Annotated in this window: 16 protein-coding genes; 2 read left to right on the plus strand and 14 right to left on the minus strand. The window is 64.7% G+C overall.

All coding sequences use genetic code 11. From position 1 onward, the window contains the following. The 13 genes from lpxA to rpsB form a co-directional block, all read right to left on the minus strand. Nucleotides 1-529 (minus strand): acyl-ACP--UDP-N-acetylglucosamine O-acyltransferase (gene lpxA / locus VKZ87_RS18110; RefSeq protein ID WP_324222677.1); only part of this gene is annotated, 529 nt, incomplete at its 3' end. A 4-nt stretch (nucleotides 530-533) separates the two neighbouring features. After that, entirely contained in the window at nucleotides 534-1,004 is a 471-nt protein-coding gene (fabZ, locus tag VKZ87_RS18115) for a 3-hydroxyacyl-ACP dehydratase FabZ (RefSeq protein ID WP_324222678.1), read from the minus strand. Then, entirely contained in the window at nucleotides 997-2,028 is a 1,032-nt protein-coding gene (lpxD, locus tag VKZ87_RS18120; RefSeq protein WP_324222679.1) for a UDP-3-O-(3-hydroxymyristoyl)glucosamine N-acyltransferase, read from the minus strand. Before lpxD ends, fabZ begins: the two co-directional genes overlap by 8 nt. Nucleotides 2,029-2,031: 3 nt before the next feature. Continuing rightward, nucleotides 2,032-2,601, minus strand: coding sequence for an OmpH family outer membrane protein (locus tag VKZ87_RS18125; protein WP_324222680.1), 570 nt, complete (start codon nucleotides 2,599-2,601; stop codon nucleotides 2,032-2,034). A gap of 17 nt (nucleotides 2,602-2,618) precedes the next feature. Next, nucleotides 2,619-4,862 (minus strand): outer membrane protein assembly factor BamA, encoded by a 2,244-nt coding sequence (gene bamA / locus VKZ87_RS18130; RefSeq protein ID WP_324222681.1) that lies wholly within the window; start codon nucleotides 4,860-4,862, stop codon nucleotides 2,619-2,621. 94 nt (nucleotides 4,863-4,956) lie between these two features. Beyond that, nucleotides 4,957-6,093, minus strand: a complete 1,137-nt coding sequence (gene rseP, locus VKZ87_RS18135) for an RIP metalloprotease RseP (protein WP_324222682.1) — start codon at nucleotides 6,091-6,093, stop codon at nucleotides 4,957-4,959. A 21-nt stretch (nucleotides 6,094-6,114) separates the two neighbouring features. After that, a complete protein-coding gene (locus tag VKZ87_RS18140; RefSeq protein WP_324222683.1) occupies nucleotides 6,115-7,341 on the minus strand; it encodes a 1-deoxy-D-xylulose-5-phosphate reductoisomerase in 1,227 nt (408 codons plus the stop codon). Further along, complete coding sequence (locus VKZ87_RS18145; protein ID WP_324222684.1) at nucleotides 7,332-8,180, minus strand: phosphatidate cytidylyltransferase; 849 nt, start codon at nucleotides 8,178-8,180, stop codon at nucleotides 7,332-7,334. Before VKZ87_RS18145 ends, VKZ87_RS18140 begins: the two co-directional genes overlap by 10 nt. Continuing rightward, nucleotides 8,134-8,871, minus strand: coding sequence for an isoprenyl transferase (locus VKZ87_RS18150; protein ID WP_324222685.1), 738 nt, complete (start codon nucleotides 8,869-8,871; stop codon nucleotides 8,134-8,136). The genes VKZ87_RS18145 and VKZ87_RS18150 overlap by 47 nt, the downstream gene beginning before the upstream one ends. A gap of 2 nt (nucleotides 8,872-8,873) precedes the next feature. Further along, entirely contained in the window at nucleotides 8,874-9,395 is a 522-nt protein-coding gene (frr, locus tag VKZ87_RS18155; protein ID WP_324222692.1) for a ribosome recycling factor, read from the minus strand. A gap of 89 nt (nucleotides 9,396-9,484) precedes the next feature. Beyond that, nucleotides 9,485-10,201 (minus strand): UMP kinase, encoded by a 717-nt coding sequence (pyrH, locus tag VKZ87_RS18160; RefSeq protein ID WP_324222686.1) that lies wholly within the window; start codon nucleotides 10,199-10,201, stop codon nucleotides 9,485-9,487. Nucleotides 10,202-10,340: 139 nt separating this feature from the next. Then, complete coding sequence (gene tsf / locus VKZ87_RS18165) at nucleotides 10,341-11,264, minus strand: translation elongation factor Ts (protein WP_324222687.1); 924 nt, start codon at nucleotides 11,262-11,264, stop codon at nucleotides 10,341-10,343. Between the two features lie 102 nt (nucleotides 11,265-11,366). Next, nucleotides 11,367-12,161 carry a 30S ribosomal protein S2 gene (rpsB, locus tag VKZ87_RS18170; protein WP_324222688.1) on the minus strand — a complete coding sequence of 265 codons (795 nt, stop codon included), beginning with the start codon at nucleotides 12,159-12,161 and terminating at the stop codon, nucleotides 11,367-11,369. A gap of 266 nt (nucleotides 12,162-12,427) precedes the next feature. Between rpsB and VKZ87_RS18175 the strand changes: the two genes are divergently transcribed. Continuing rightward, nucleotides 12,428-13,741, plus strand: a complete 1,314-nt coding sequence (locus VKZ87_RS18175) for a pentapeptide repeat-containing protein (protein WP_324222689.1) — start codon at nucleotides 12,428-12,430, stop codon at nucleotides 13,739-13,741. 46 nt (nucleotides 13,742-13,787) lie between these two features. Next, nucleotides 13,788-15,107 carry a pentapeptide repeat-containing protein gene (locus VKZ87_RS18180; RefSeq protein WP_324222690.1) on the plus strand — a complete coding sequence of 440 codons (1,320 nt, stop codon included), beginning with the start codon at nucleotides 13,788-13,790 and terminating at the stop codon, nucleotides 15,105-15,107. Between the two features lie 4 nt (nucleotides 15,108-15,111). On the opposite strand, the gene pepN is transcribed toward VKZ87_RS18180, so the two are convergent. Next, nucleotides 15,112-17,067 (minus strand): aminopeptidase N (gene pepN, locus VKZ87_RS18185; RefSeq protein ID WP_324222691.1); only part of this gene is annotated, 1,956 nt, incomplete at its 5' end.

Raw genomic sequence — 17,067 nt, forward strand, 5'->3', positions numbered from 1 at the left:
CATCCTGCTCCACGCCGGACATGCCGCCGATCATGGCATGCGGGCCAATACGGCAGAACTGGTGCACGGCAGCGAGACCACCGACGAAGGCGAAGTCGCCCACCTCGATATGACCGGCGAGCGTCGCATTGTTGGCCATGATGACGTTGTTGCCGAGCAGGCAGTCATGCGCCACATGAGCGCCGGCCATGAAAAGGCCGCCATCGCCGACGCGGGTCAGCATGCCGCCGCCCTCCGTGCCCGGATTCATGGTGACGCCTTCGCGAATGACATTGTTCCGGCCGATTTCCAGCCGGGAGGCCTCGCCGCGGTACTTCAGATCCTGCGGTGCATGGCCGATCGATGCGAAGGGATAGATGCGGGTACCGGAGCCTACGACAGTGATTCCCGCGACCACGACATGGCTGACGAGCACCACCCCGTCGCCCAGTTCCACCTGCGGACCGACATGGCAATACGGCCCTACCTGGACGTCAGCGCCCAGCCTGGCACCATCTTCGATAATGGCGGTCGGGTGAATCTTCGGCATCGACCTACTTCTTATCGAGGATCATGGCGGAGAAGATCGCCTCTGCGGCCAGCTTGCCGTCGACCATCGCCTTGCCCTCGAATTTCCATACGGGGCCGCGCTGCTTGATCGCCGAGACGTGGATATGCATCTGGTCGCCGGGAACGACCGGCTTGCGGAAGCGCGCCTCGTCGATGGTCATGAAATAGACCAGCTTGCCTTCCGATTCCTTGCCGAGGGTATAGACGACGACGACCGCGGCGGTTTGCGCCATGCTTTCGACGATCATCACGCCCGGCATCACCGGCTGGCTTGGGAAATGTCCGGTGAACTGCGGCTCGTTGATCGTCACATTCTTGATGCCGACGGCGCTCTTGCCCGCCTGCAGGTTGGTGACGCGATCGATCAGCAGCATCGGATAGCGATGCGGGATCATCTCCATGATACGGAGGATGTCGATCGATTCGACGTTCACGCCCGCCTGGGTATCATTCATTATCCGCACCCTTCTTCTGCGCCAGCCGCCGCAGAACGGCTACCTGGCGGAAATACTCTTTCACCCTGGTCGCCGGGATTCCGAAGAAGCTGGCGCCCGCAGGAATATCGGTCATCACGCCCGACTTTGCTCCGATCCGCGCTCCTGTTCCGATCTTCAGATGACCGGCAATTCCGCTTTGCGCCGCCAGCACCACGTAATCGCCCAGCTGGGTCGAGCCTGCGATGCCGGCCTGCGCAATGACAATGCAGCCACGACCGAGGGTGACGTTGTGCCCGATTTGCACCAAATTATCAATCCAACAGCCCGGACCGACGACGGTATCCGGGCCGGCGCCGCGATCGATCGTGGAGTTGGCGCCGATCTCGCAGTCGTCCCCGATCAGCACCCGCCCCAGCTGCGGCACTTTGACATGGCCGGCCGGATCCGGCGCAAAGCCGAACCCGTCCTGGCCGATCCTCACGCCCGGATGCAGCGTGACGCGGGCCCCGATGTGGCAATGGCTCAGGGTGACGGAAGACGCGATCCGGCAGCCCTCCCCGACGACGACGTTACGGCCGATATGGCTGCCCGGTCCGATTACCGTTCCGTCGCCGATCTCTGCGCCCGCATCGATGACGACCTGCGCCCCGACTGACACGTCCTTGCCCAGCAGCGCGGATGGGTCGACCACAGCCGTCGGGTGGATCCCCGGCGCCGGCCGGGTCGCGGGGTAAAATAGCTGCGCCGCCCGGGCATAGCTGAGATATGGATTGCCGGAGAACAGCAGGGCCACGCCGGACGGAGCCAGACCTGCATTCTTTTCATGCAGGATGCAGGCTCCCGCGCGCGTGGCGGAAAAGGCTGCCGCGTATTTCGGATTGTCCAGAAAGGCCAGCTGACCGGGCCCGGCCTGATCCAGCGGAGCGACGTCACTGATCGTCATCCCCACCTGGGCCGGATCAGCGACCCGCGCACCGATCCTTGCTGCCAGATCGCCCAGGCTGAAAGGGCCAGCCCGATCGAAATAGCGCGGATCAGCCATCGATCATTTCCCGGACGGGAGGGAGACCTTGACCGTGGGCAGCCGCTGGTCGAGCCGCTTAAGCACCTCCGGGGTGATGTCGATATTGTCGCCGATGAAGATCTGAACCTGCGCGCGATCGAGCACCATGTTAAAGCCCCGCTCCTGAGCAAGTCCCTTGAGGATCTCGATCACCTGTATCGTCACCTGCTCGCGGACACCGTTCAGCATCTTCTCCAGTGACTGGGAGCGCTCCTGAATCCGCTTCTGCAGGTCAATCACTTTGGCCTGGAATGCCTGACGCCGTTGTTCAAACACCTCCGGCGTCACCACCGAACGCTGCCGCGCGAGTTCCTGTTCCTCAGCACGGAGCTTCTCTTCTTCCTTCGCAATTTCGGACTGGAAATTAAAGCGGTACTGTTCCAGCTGCTGGCGCGCATTCTTCAGCGCCGCGGCTTCCCGGTTCACGCGCTGGCCATCGATCACCGCGATGACGGTGGGCGGCACCTTGCCGCCCTGCGCAGTTGCGGGCACGGGCAACAGCATCGCCGCCCAGATTGCCAGTGCAAGAAATACTCGTGTCTTGGTAAACATTGCTTTGTCAGCCTTGGTTAAAACCGGGAGCCGAAATTGATCCGGATGACCTCTTCTTCGTCGTAGTCTTCCTTGACCACAGGTATGCCGAGATCCACGCGGATCAGGCCGAGCGGGGATTTCCACTGCACGCCTGTGCCGATCGAGGCGCGCAGGCTTGATTCATCCGCAACCTCAGGCCCGGTATCGCTGGTATCGAACAGGGTTCCGACCTCCGTGAACAGGCGGCCCTTGATGCCGAACTCGTTCGGCAGACCGATCGGGAAGGTCAGGTCGGCTTCCGCCTTATAGTATTTCTCGCCGCCCAGCGCATCGCCCGTCGTACGGTCGCGCGGACCGATACCGCCCGTCTCGAATCCCCGGAAGGTATCGCCGCCGATGAAGAAGCGGTTCGGCAGCCGGACATCGTCGCTCAGTGCATTGATCATGCCGGCTTCGGCCCCGACGCTCAGAACGACGTCCTCCGCGACCGTGAAGTACTTCATGCCGGTAATCACGTTCTTGAAATACTTCTCGGTTCCGCCGAGGCCCGCCACCTCCTGGGCCAGGCGCACGACATAGCCCGTCGTCGGCTCGATCCTGTCGTCCCGGCGGTCATAGGTCAGCACATGACCGACCGACGACGTCAGGTAGTCGCCTTCCTGGGCCTTGATGAAACGCGACGCGCTGAAGTCGATGTTGTCGATCTCGTCCTGCCGGATGCGGTAGTAGACCTGCTGCGACAGGTTCTCCGTGATCGGGTAGCTGAAACGCGGCGAAGCCAGGCTCGTCGTCTGGTCCAGGCTGCTGCGGCGCTCATAGTCGGTGCGGCGCCGCGAGAGATCGATGCCCGCCGCCAGCTCGCGGTCAAGGAAATAGGGTTCGGTGAAGTTCAGATCGAACTGCTGCCGCCGCGTCGACAGGCTGAAGCCGATACGGAGATCCTGCCCGCGGCCGAGCAGGTTGCGCTCGCGGATCGAGATATCGCCGAGCACGCTTTCCGTCGTCGAGTAACCGACGCCGATGGACAGTTCGCCAGTCGACTTCTCGGTCACCTCGGTGGTGAGGATTACCTTGTCCGGGGCGCTGCCGCGGCTCTCGGTGATCTCCACCTTGTCGAAGAAATCGAGGCCGCGCAGGCGGGTGCGCGTGCGACGCAGCTTCGCGGCGTTGAAGGCATCGCCTTCCGCAAGACGGAATTCGCGCCGCACCACCTTGTCCAGCGTGCGCACATTGCCGACGATGTCGATACGCTCGACGAATACCCGCGGGCTCTCCCCGATCGCATAGGTGATATCGATGATGCGGTTCTCGCGGTCGCGCTTCACTTCCGGCCGCACATCGACGAATGCGTAGCCCAGCCGGCCGAGTTCCGTCGTGATAGCCTGCACCGTGTTCTCGACCTGGTCAGCGTTGTAGATGTCGCCGGACTTGGTCGTAACGAGTGCCTTGAGCTGGTTGCCGTCGACGCCCTTTATCTCGCTGACCACGTCCATGGCCCCGAAACGGTAGCGTTCGCCCTCCTCCACCGTGAAGGTGATGATGAAGGACTCGCGATCCGGCATCAGCTCCGCGACGGCATTGATGACCCGGAAATCGGCGAAACCCTTGCTGAGGTAGAACTTGCGCAGCTTCTCGCGGTCGAAGGTGACGCGATCCGGATCGTAGCTGTCGTCGGAGCTCAGGAACCGGTACCAGGCCGACTCCTTGGTCTGGATCTCTTCGCGCAGGCGGGAGTCGCTGAACCGCTGGTTGCCGATGAAGACGATGCGGCTCACGCCGGTCACCGGGCCCTCGGTGATCTCAAAGACCAGATCGACGCGGTTCTGCGGCAGCTGGATGACCTTCGGCTCCACAGTCGCGGCAAAGCGCCCCGAGCGCCGGTAGATCTGCTGGATGCGCTGGGTATCCGCCTGCACCTTGGCGCGCGTGTAGACCTGTCGCGGCTTCAGTTGCAGCTCGTTGCGGATCTGGTCGGCCTGGATGCGCCGGTTGCCTTCCAGCAGAATACGGTTGACGACCGGGTTCTCGGTTACCCGGACGATGAGCGTATCGCCCTGCAGGCGCAGATTGACATCGGAAAAGAGGCCGGTGGCGAACAGGGCCTTCAGCGACTGGTCAGCCTCGGAACTGCTGTAGGCGCTGCCGGGCTGCAGCGTGAGGTAATTCTGGATGGTGGAAACTTCGATACGCTGGTTGCCTTCCACGATGATGTCGCGGATGGTCGGGCCGCTCTGCGCATAGGCTGTCGTCGCGCCGAACAGGCACAGCGAGAACGCCATTGCCAACGCGTGGCGCAATACGCGCGAAGCTCCCCGGCGCAACATTTCGGATACTACCCCTCGCTCCTGACGGCCGCCCTTCACTTAGCCCGATTCACGAAAAAAGCCCAGTGAGGAAATTGAAAATCGGCAGTCGATTCAAGTCGTTCCAGGTCGCGAAGAGAAACAGAGACAGCACCAGGGCAAAGCCGATGCGGAACCCGTATTCCTGCGCCCGTTCGCCCAAGGGCCGCCCGCGCAATGCCTCGACGCCGTAAAACAGCAGATGCCCGCCGTCCAGCATGGGCACCGGAAAAAGGTTAATCAGGCCGATGGCCACCGACAGCGTCGCCATCAGAGAGACCAGGCCCAGCCAGCTGGCCTTGGCGACGTCGCCAGACATCTTGGCGATGCCCAGCGGGCCGCTCAGCTGATCCCCGGATTCCCGGCCTGCCACGATGCGGCCCAGATAGGTGAAGGTATTGGCCACCACCTGCCAGGTCTCGCGCACGGCCTGGACCACTGCCGTGGCCGGGTCATGCCGGACGAACTCCACGCCCGCGGTACGGATGCCGATCTGACCGACCCGCTGGGTCCCGCCCAGCCCGTCGGCAACGTCGACCCGCTGCGGCACCACCGTGATGCTCAGTTCCTCTCCGTCGCGGAGGATCCGGAAATCGATCGGCGTCTCGGCACGAAGGCCGACGAAAGCGCGCAGTTCCTCGAAGCGCTGAATCTCGGTGCCATCCGCGCTCAGGATGCGATCGCCCGGCATCAGGCCGGCCGCCTCGGCCGCTCCGCCCTCAACCACGCTGCCGACGACCGGCGGCGTGAAGGGCTGCCCGACCAGGCTGAACAGTCCGGCATAGATCAGGATCGCGAAGATGAAGTTGGCGACCGGGCCGGCCGCAACGATGGCTGTGCGCGCTCCCAGCGGCTGGTGATGGAAGGAAACCCTGCGCTCGGCATCGCTCATTGCCGCGACCGCCGTGTTGTCCGCATTCGACGTGGCGTCGGCATCGCCGAAGAACTTCACGAAGCCGCCGAGCGGAATGGCGCTGATCTTCCAGCGCGTGCCGTGGCGATCGTTCCAGCCGAACAGCTCGCGGCCGAAGCCGATGGAGAATACCTCGACCCGCACGCCGCAGCGGCGCGCCACCCAGTAGTGTCCCAATTCGTGGACGAATACGATGATCGTAAGAACGATGACGAACGGGATGACGTAAGCGGCGAGATTGGTAATGAAATCCATCGGCACCTCGGACACCGGCTCTCAGGCCCGTCCCCGTCCTCTCGTTTGTACCCTTACGACATTCCCGCTGCCTGCTGGATCGATCAGGTGCGCCGCATAGCGCCTCGCCTCGCCATCCGCGGCACGAACCGCCTCGAGATCCGAAAGCGGGCCCGATTCAAGATGCGCCAAGGTCTGCTCGACAATACGCGTGATGTCGAGGAACCCGATCCGGCCCTTCAGGAAGGCGTCGACGGCAACCTCGTTAGCCGCATTGAGGATTGTAGGCGCACCACCACCGCTTTGCAAGGCTTGCCGGGCCAGCGTCAGTGCCGGAAAGCGTGCAAAATCAGGGACTTCGAAGGTCAGCTTGGCGATTGCCGCGAGATCCAGCCGAGCCGCCGGTGTCGCCATGCGGCGCGGCCAGGCCAGGGCAACGCCGATGGGAGTGCGCATGTCGGGCGTACCGAGCTGGGCCAGCACCGAACCATCAAGATAGGACACCAGGCTGTGGATCACAGACTGCGGGTGGATCAGAACCTCGATCCGCTGCTCGGGTACCGGGAACAGGAAGCTCGCCTCGATCAGCTCCAGCCCCTTGTTCATCAGGGTGGCGGAATCGACGGAAATCTTGGCACCCATGCTCCACACCGGGTGGGCAATCGCCTGGGCCGGCGTGACATCGCGCATCTCGGCCAGGCTGAGGGTGCGGAACGGCCCGCCCGAAGCGGTCAAAATCACCCGGTCGACGCTTTCCGGGGCATCGAAGTTGAAGACCTGGAAAATCGCGTTGTGTTCGGAATCGACCGGCAGAATGGTGGCCCCGCGCAGCGCGGCCTCCCGCATGACAAGGGCACCGGCGCAGACCAGCGTCTCCTTGTTGGCCAGCGCGATCGCGGCGCCCCGGCGTATCGCGGCCAGCGTGGGCTCCAGCCCCGCCGCCCCCACGATGGCAGCAACGACCAGTTCGGCCGGGCGCGCCGCCGCTTCCACGATGGCCTGGCGGCCCGCTGCCGCCTCGATACCGCTGCCGGCCAGCAGCGTCCGCAACTCCGGCAGCAGGGTTTCGTTGCCGATCACCGCCAGCCGGGCCCTGAGCTGGCGCGCCTGCTCGGCCAGCAGCCGGACATTCTCGTTCGCCGTCAGAGCCTCGACGGCGAAGCGGTTGGGCTCCCGCTGCAGCAGGTCGACCGTCGAGCAGCCGACCGAACCGGTGGATCCGAGGATCGTTACCCGGCGCAGTCCGGTATCCACTTCTTTCACATCCATAGACGGTCTCGCCAGAGCAGCAGCGCCAGGGCCAGAACCGGTGCTGCGAACAACAAACCATCCACCCGGTCGAGCACGCCGCCATGCCCCGGTATCAAATGGCTGCTATCCTTGACCCCGAAGCGGCGCTTGACGGCGGACTCCGTGAAATCGCCCGCCTGTGCGACCACCGCCAGCAGCGCGCCAAAGACCGCCAGGGGAAGGCTCGGCAACCGGGGATCGATAAGGGCAAGCAATCCGCCGGCGATCCCCGCCGACAGCATGCCGCCGAACAGACCGGCCCAGGTCTTGTTCGGACTGATCGCGGGAATGAGCTTTGGCCCGCCGATGGTCCGTCCCGCGGCATAGGCGCCGATATCGGTGGCCCAGACCACCACGAGCAACCAGAAGACGACCAGCAGGCCATGATCGGGGATTTCCCGCAGCCACAGCAGCACGATGCAGGGCAGCCCGATATAGATGAACCCTGCAGCATGCCAGACGAAGCGATGCCGCTGCAGGAATCCCACTACAACGGCAGCAAGGGCGATGAGCACGGCGCTCCAGCCGAAATCGCCGGACAGGCAGAGATAGAGCGCGGCAACTAACGCGAGGCTCCCCGTTACGACGACATTCATTGCAAGCTCGCCAGGCAGCCGCGCCCATTCCCAGAGCATCGCGACGCCGGCCAGCGCGATCAGCGCTGCGAAAAACCAGCCGCCGAGCCAGGTCGCGCCGACGGCAACCGGCAGCATCACGGCGGCCGACAGGATGCGGAGTTTCAGGCCGCCTGATTTCGGACGGGGCGTGCCGTCACTCACCGCTGCCGCCATAGCGCCGCTCACGGCGATGATACTCATCGATCGCCGCGGCGAGGTCGTCGGGCGAGAAGTCGGGCCAGAGCTTGTCGGCGAAGATCAATTCACTGTAGGCCGACTGCCAGAGCAGGAAATTCGAAAGCCGCTGCTCGCCGCTGGTCCGGATGATCAGGTCGGGATCGGGAATGCCGACGGTCTGCAGATGGTCGGCCACGGTCTCGGCGGTGATGTCCTCCACCCGGAGCGTGCCAGCAGCCACCTGTTCCGCAATCCTGCGGCAGGCGGTCACGATCTCGTCCTGGCTGCCGTAACTGAGCGCGATGACAAGGGTGAGCTTGCGGTTCTCGCGCGTGCGCGCTTCGGCATCCGAGATGAGTTCGACGATGTCGGGGGCCAGCTTGGTGCGATCGCCGATCACATGGATACGCACGCCGCTGCGCGCGAGCTCGTCCAGTTCCCGGCGGATGTAGATCCGCAGCAGGTCCATGAGCCCGGCGACTTCCGTCTGCGGCCGCTTCCAGTTCTCCGAGGAGAATGCGTAGAGCGTCAGGTATTCGATCCCGAGCCGGCCGCAGGCACGGACGACTTCCCGCACGGCATCCACGCCCTGGCGGTGACCGAGATTCCGCGGCAGTCCACGCGCCTTCGCCCAGCGCCCGTTGCCATCCATGATGATGGCGACATGGCGTGGCGGAGCCGGCGAAAGCGCCGGTGACGCGATCGGCTGCGACATCGTCAAACCTGCAGAATCTCCTTCGTCTTCTGCGCGAGCATCTCGTCGATCTTCTTGGTCGACTCATCGGTCAGACGCTGGATCTCGTCGTGCCACATCTTGGCATCGTCCTCGCCGATCTCGCCGTCCTTCTCGAGCTTCTTCAGCGTGTCCATGCCGTCGCGGCGGACGCCGCGCACGGCGACCTTGGCCTGCTCGGCATACTGCCCGGCAACCTTGGTGAGTTCCTTGCGGCGCTGCTCGTTCAGTTCGGGGATCGGAATGCGGATCAGGGTTCCGTCCGCCTGGGGATTGAGGCCGAGGCCGCTCGCGGCGATTGCCTTCTCCACCGCCTTGACGTTGGACTTGTCCCACACCTGGATGCTGATCATGCGCGGCTCCGGCACGCTGATCGTACCCACCTGGTTGATCGGCATCGAGCTGCCATAAACGTCGACCCGCACCGGATCCAGCATGCTGGTCGAGGCGCGGCCGGTACGCAGGCCCGCGAATTCATGCTTCAGGACCTCAATGGCCTTGTTCATTCGCCGTTCGATGTCGTCAATATCCGGTTCGGCCACCTGCCTTCTCCCGTTTTCTTCCGATAAACGCCGCCAGAGGCCGGCAGGCCTCCTCAGGCTCCTTCAATTACGGTGCAACGCCCCTCGCCGGAGAGCACTTTGGCGAAGCCGCCGGGCTCGTGCAAGGAAAAGACCAGAATGGGAATCTTGTTCTCCCGCGCCAGGCTTACCGCAGAAGCGTCCATGACCTTCAGGTCGCGCTGCAGCACATCCATATAGCTCAACCGGTCGTAACGCGTCGCCTTGGGGTTCTTTTTCGGATCGTCGCTGTAAACCCCGTCGACCTGGGTGCCCTTCAGCAGGGCATCGCAGCCCATCTCGGCCGCCCGGAGCGCCGCCGCCGTATCGGTGGTGAAGAACGGATTGCCCGTGCCGGCCGCGAAGATGACCACGCGGCCTTTTTCCAGATGCCGGATGGCGCGGCGGCGGATATAGGGTTCGCAGACCGTATCCATGCGGATCGCCGACATGACCCGGGTCGGCACGCCATGGCTTTCCAGCGCATGCTGCACGGCCAGCGCGTTGATCACGGTGGCCAGCATGCCCATGTAGTCGGCCGAGGCGCGCTGCATGCCCCGCGTCGCACCCGCGACGCCGCGGAAGATGTTGCCGCCCCCGATCACCAGGCTGACCTGGGCCCCCAGTTCATGCACCGACTTCACCTCGGCGGTGATGCGGTCGACGGTTTCGAAATCGATCCCGTAGGGGGTCGGGCCCATCAGGGCCTCGCCCGAGCATTTCAGCAGGACGCGACGGTATTGAACGGCCATTCATATCCTCGGCGGGCTGGCGCGCCGCCCGGACCGGCGGCGCAGGCGAGTCTCAGGCGGACTTATAGCATGGTCGGTCAAGCGGAAGGCAGGGCCACCGTAAAAAAGGGGGGCTAGGCCCCCCTTTGTCACCCGGTTATCAGCCGGCCATCTTGGCGACTTCGGCGGCGAAATCGTCCGCCTTTTTCTCGATCCCCTCGCCCAGCTGGTAGCGGACGAAACCGGTGACCTCGATCGGGGCGCCGGCATCCTTGGCGGCCTTTTCCACGGCCTTGCCGACCGGGGTTTCGCCGTCGATCACGAAGGTCTGCTCCAGCAGGACGACTTCCTGGTAGAACTTGCGGATACGGCCCTCAACCATCTTGGCGATGATATCCGCCGGCTTGCCAGAACCGGCCGCCTGCTCGGTCAGAACAGACCGCTCGCGCTCCACCAGAGCCTGGTCGAGATCCTTGACGCTCAGCGACTGCGGGTTGGCAGCGGCGATATGCATGGCCAGCTGCTTGCCGATCTGCTCCAGCACCTCGCGCTTGCCGGTCGACTTCAGGCCGACCAGCACGCCGAGCTTGCCGATCCCCTCGCCCAGCGCGCTGTGCACGTAGGAGACCACGATGCCGCCATCGACGGTCATCTTCTTCGCGCGACGCAGGGTCATGTTCTCGCCGATGGTGGCGATCGCCTGGGTCACTTCATCCTTGACGTTCCGGCCGGTGCCCGGGAAGGCAGCGGCTTCCACCGTGGCGAGGTCGTCGCCGGCGGTCAGAACGACCGAGGCAATGCCGGTGGCCAGCGCCTGGAACTGGGGATTGCGGGCGACGAAGTCGGTCTCCGCATTCACCTCGACGATGGCGCCGGCATTGTCCTTGATCGCAACGGCCACCAGGCCCTCGGCGGCCACGCGGCCCGCCTTCTTGGCAGCAGCCGACAGGCCCTTCTTGCGCAGCCAGTCGATCGCCGCATCCAGGTCGCCGTTGGTTTCCGCCAGCGCCTTCTTGCAATCCATCATGCCCGCGCCGGTCTTTTCGCGCAGGTCCTTCACCAGGGCCGCAGTGATCTCAGCCATGTCGTCCTCTCATTGGTGTTCGGTTCGACCGGTCACCCGGCCATAACGGCTGCGGCGCCCCGCGCAGAACGAAGGGCGCCGCGACCGGATTCAGCAGGCCAATCAGGCCTGGGCCGCGGCCTGCTCGCCTTCCGGAGCGGCTTCCGCCAGGGCTTCAACCGGAGCCTCTTCGGCAGCGCCCAGATCCTCACCGCTGGCCGCGAGCTGCTCCTCGATGCCGCCGAGGACGGCGAGCGAGAACAGGTCGCAGTAGAGGTTGATGGCGCGCAGCGCGTCGTCATTGCCCGGCACCGGATAGGTGATGCCCTGCGGATCCGAATTGGAATCCAGCACGGCGACGACCGGGATGTTCAGCGTGCGGGCTTCGGCGATGGCGATATCTTCCTTGACCGTGTCGATCACGATCATGATGTCCGGCAGGCCACCCATGTCCTTGATGCCGCCCAGCGCGCGGTCGAGCTTCTCGCGCTCGCGGGTCAGGTTGAGCACTTCCTTCTTCGTCAGACCGGCGGTCTGCTGCTCGCCGCTCAGCAGTTCCTCGAGTTCCTTGAGGCGCTTGATCGACTGGGAGATGGTCTTCCAGTTGGTCAGCATGCCGCCGAGCCAGCGATGGTTCACGTAATACTGACCGCACTTGCGGGCAGCTTCAGCCACCGCTTCGGAAGCCTGGCGCTTGGTACCGACGAACAGCACGCGGCCGCCACCGGCCACGGTGTCGCGCACGGCCTGCAGGGCACGATGCAGCAGCGGTACGGTCTGCTGCAGGTCGATGATATGGACGTTGTTGCGTTCCCCGTAAAGGAACGACTTCATCTTCGGATTCCAGCGGTGGGTCTGGTGGCCGAAATGCACGCCAGCTTCGATCAGCTGACGCATGGTAAAGGTCGGCAGGGTCATAATCTGTCCTTCTCCGGTTGGGCCGCCGCAGGCATACGTCCTGCTCCCAACCGCGGGAGAGGACACCGGAAGGCTGCAATGGGATGTCTCCCCAAGGCCGCCAAGCCTGCGTGTGGGTTTGAACGCGCGGCTTGTAACCGGTCCGCCGCCGGAACGCAAGCCCCGCCTCGGGCACGGTCCCGCCCCACCCCTTTTTCGTGTCAGGCCAATCAGATAGGTGACAACCGACACTGGCGCGGCGCCGGCCGCCATGGTCATATGGGGATATGTCCGAGGGGGCGGTCAAGCAGGAGGACCTCACGGCGCTGCTGGCCGGCCAGGAGCGCTACGCCCGTGGATTGCGGGGCGGAACCCGCCTCAACCTGCAATTCCGGGATGCCTCCGGCCTGAATTTCAGCAACCGCGACTTGCGCGAAGCCAACATGGTCGGCGGGCGGTTCCGGGGCACCCTGTTCAAGTCCGCCAAGCTTTCCGGAGCCAATTTCTATGGCGCCGACCTGGAGGCCGCCGACCTGACCTTGGCGGATCTGACCCGGGCCGACCTGCGCGGCGCCATCCTGCGGGGAGCGATCCTGGAATTCGCCGACCTCTCCGGGGCCGACCTGCGCGACGGCCGCCTGCTCCGTCCTGACGATGACGGCAATCTCGTCCCGGTCGCCGTGGGCGGCGCGGTGACGGAAAAGGCCCAGATGACCCATTCCAAGATGGTGGGCGCCAAGCTCGGCCGCATCATGAGCCAGCAGGCCGACCTCAGCCATGCCAATCTGGCCAATGCCAAGCTGGTGGATGCCGACCTGTCCAATTCCAACCTGCGCGGGGCGATCCTGGTCGGCGCGGACCTGACCAACACCAATATGAACGGCTGCGCGCTGTCCGGCGCAGTCCTGGCCGGCGCCATGCTGCACGGCACCAGCTTCGAAGGCGCCGATCTGGCAGGCGCATTCTTCCGCGCAACCGAGATGCGCGACGCGAGGCTCAGCGGCGCCCTGCTGCCCAAGGCCATCGCCGATCTCGACCAGTCCCTGCAGACGATCCTGCGCGACCACCTCGCCTGGGCGGAATCGCTGGGCATGAAGGGCCGCCGCGCCGATTTCAGCCGGATCGACATGTCCGGGGTGCGGCTGCCGCTGATCGACCTCTCCGCCGCGCTGTTCGTGCAGTCGACCCTGGTCGAAGCCGATTTCGGCGGCGCCTCGCTGACCATGTGCGACTTCTCGGATGCCATGGGCCTGAATGCCAGTTTCGCCGGCGCCGACCTGCGCGGCGTGAAATTCGCCGGCGCAAACCTCATCGGCGCCAATTTCCGCGGCGCCCGTATGACCCCGATGCCGATCTCCTCGCTGCATACCACCCGGTGGCATGCCAGCCTGGAAAATGCCAATCTGAGCCAGGCCAATCTGTCGGCCGCGCAGCTGGAAGGCGCGAATTTCACGCGGGCCATCCTGATGAATGCCGACCTGCGCGACGCCAACCTGAAGGGCGCCAACTTCCGGGACGCGGACCTCACCGGCGCCGATTTCCGGCACGCCGATGTGGTGGGCGCCGACTTTACCGGCGCCAGCGGGGTCACCTTGTCGTGACCGCCGCCTTCGCCTAGGGTGCCCCCGGAAACAGGTAGCCCCGCGCATGAACAATCCGGTCAAGGTCATCGCCCAGTACGAGATCGACGAGCTGTTCGCCGAGCACGCCAGCTATGTGCGCGGCGTGCGCGGCGGCAAGCGCATGGTGCTGCATTTCCGCGATGCCTCGCGCCTCGACTTCAGCGGCAAGGAACTCTCCTCGGCCGACTTCGTCGGCAGCAAGATGAGCTACGCCGATTTCAGCCATGCCGTCCTGGTCGGCTCGTCGTTTTTCGCCGCCGATCTGCAGGGCGCGGATTTCCGCCGCGCCGACCTGACCAAGGCCGACCTGCGCGGCGTCAACCTGCGCAATGCCAATCTGGAATCCGCCAACCTGACCAACGCTGATATCCGAGACGGCGTGTTGTTGCGGCCGGACGAGGACGGCAACCTGCTTGCGGTGCTGAAACGCGCCACCTCGATCGACAATGCCAAGATGGCTGGCGCCAACCTGACCTCGGCCAAGCTGGGCAAGGTAATCGGCCGCAACACCGATCTCAGCAACTGCAATTTCTCGAACGCCAAGCTGAACGGCGCCGACCTGAGCGGCTCCAATCTCGCCGGCTGCCTGTTCACCGGCGCCGACCTGACGGGATCGAACCTGTCGCAATGCGTGCTGCACGGCTCGGTCCTGGCCGGCGCGGTGCTGAACGACACCAATTTCGAGGGCGCCGACCTCACCGCCGCCTATTTCCGCCCCGTTGACCTGCGCGACGCCGATCTCTCCAAGGCGATCCTGCCCCGCAGCATCGAGAGCCTGGACAAGTCGCTTCAGTTCATCGTCAAGGAGCATCTGACCTGGATCGAAACCCTGGGCAAGCAGGGCATGCGGGTGGATTTCAGCCGCTACGATCTTTCCGATCTCAAGCTGAACAACATCAACTTCTCGGCCGGCGACTTCTCTTACGCAATCCTGCGCAATACCGATTTCTCCGGCTCGCGTTTCGTGCTCTCCGACCTGCGCGGCGCGATGATGCTGAACGCCAATTTCGCGACCGCCAACCTGCAGGGCGCCAAGTTCGACCGCGCGATAATGACCAATGCCGACTTCCGCGGCGCGCGCATCTCGACCGTCAGCATCGCCGGCGCGAAGAACCGGCGCCAGGCCGCGTCGCTGCAGGAATGCAACATGACCCAGGCGAAGTTCCAGGGCGCCGATCTGGAGGGCGCGCTGTTCAATCGCTCGATCCTGACCATGGCGGATCTGCGCAGCGCCAACCTGCGCGGCTGCTCCTTCCTCGACTGCGACCTGACCAATGCCGACCTGCGCGGAGCCGATCTGGAAGGCGCCGATCTGCGTGGCGCTATCGGCCTGAAAGTCCAGTAGCCGCTCAGCTCTTCAGGGACTTCGAGGCGATCTCGTAAGTATCGCTGGAGAGTTTCGGTGCGGCGAGAATCCGCTCGAGTGCCGCCTTCATCTTTTCCTGTCGTCCGGCATCGAAGCGCCGCCAGCGGCCCAGCGGCGCCAGCAGCCTTGCCGCCACCTGCGGATTGATCGCGTCGAGCTCCAGCGTGCGCTCGGCATGGAAGTCGTAGCCCGAACCGTCGGCCGCGTGATAGCGCAGGGGATTGGCGGCCGTGAAACTGCCGATCAGCGCCCGCACCTTGTTCGGCTTCTGCATCGAGAAGGCCGGGTGCTTCAGCAGATCCTTTACCCGCTCCAGCGTGTCTGGCAGCGATGAGACCGCCTGCAGGGACAGCCATTTGTCGAGCACCAGCGCATCGTCCCTGTAGCGCTGGTAAAAGTCGGCCAGCGCCTCGCTCCGCTCCGGGACGTCGAGGTCGACCAGCAGCCGCAGGGCCGCCATCCGGTCGGTCATGTTGTCGGCCGACCGGTACTGCTCGGCGATCATGGCGAGGATCGCCCGATCGTCCTGAGCCAGTTCCGACAGATAGGACAACGCGGCATTCTTCACCGCGCGGCGTCCGGCCGGCTCCGCGCCCGGGTCATAGGGCTCGCGGCTGCGGTTCTCCTCGTAGATCCGCATCAGTTCGGGCCGGAGGCTTTCGGCGATCCGGCGGCGCAACGCGATGCGGGCGGCGTGGATGCCTTCCACGTCCACCACCTCCATCCGCTCGGCAATGTAATCCTCGCTCGGCAGGGCCATGGCTTCGGCCACAAAAGCCTTGTCCAGCGAGGCATCGCGCAAGATCTCGCCGAAAGCGCCGATGAAGCCGTCATCGAACGGCCTGCCGTCCCGCACATGGGCCAGCAGCAGGTCGGTGGCATATTGCTGTCCGGCTTCCCAGCGCGCGAACGCATCTGAGTCATGCGCCATCAGGAAAGCCAGCTCGGCACCGCTGCGCCGGGCCCTGATGTTCACCGGCGCGGAGAAACCACGGTTGAGCGACAGGGCGCGCGGCTCCGGCACACCGGCGAAGCGGAAGGTCTGGTGGGGCGCGGTAACCGACAATGGCCTGTCGCCGTCTTTCGGCGCAATGTCGCGGCCCTGGGCATCGAGCAGGCCGACGCGCAGCGGAATATGCATCGGCGCCTTCTCGGGCTGGCCGGGCGTCGGCGGCACGCGCTGCGCCACGTCGAGCTCGTAGGTGCCGGTCTGCGCATCATAGCGGCCGGATATCTCCAGTTCCGGCGTGCCGGCCTGGCTGTACCACAGCTTGAACTGCCCGAGGTCCACGCCGGTCGCATCGGCCATGGCGGCAACGAACTGGTCGCAGGTCGCCGCCTCGCCGTCATGGCGCTCGACATAGAGCCTCATGCCCTTCTGGAAGCCTTCCTCGCCCAGCAGGGTATGGATCATGCGGATGACTTCCGCGCCCTTCTCGTAAACCGTCGCCGTGTAGAAGTTGTCGATGGCGATGTAACTGTCCGGGCGGATCGGATGCGCCAGCGGCCCGGCATCCTCGGGAAACTGTCGTGCCCGCAGCGCCCGCACCGCCTGGATGCGCTGCACCGGACGCGAGCGCATGTCGGAGGAGAATTCCTGGTCACGGAAGACGGTGAGGCCCTCCTTCAGGCTGAGCTGGAACCAGTCGCGGCAGGTGATGCGGTTGCCGGTCCAGTTATGGAAATACTCATGCGCCACCACCGCCTCGATGCCGGCATAGTCGGCATCGGTGGCGGTGTCCGGATCGGCCAGAATGTACTTGTCGTTGAAGACATTCAGGCTCTTGTTCTCCATCGCGCCCATGTTGAAGTCGCTGACGGCCACGATGTTGAACAGGTCGAGATCGTATTCCAGCCCGAAACGGGTTTCGTCCCAGCGCATGGCGCGCTTGAGCGAGTCCATCGCATAGGCCGTGCGGCCTTCCTTGCCATGCTCGAC

This window comes from Ferrovibrio sp. (genome assembly GCF_035304305.1).
Lineage (GTDB): Bacteria > Pseudomonadota > Alphaproteobacteria > Ferrovibrionales > Ferrovibrionaceae > Ferrovibrio.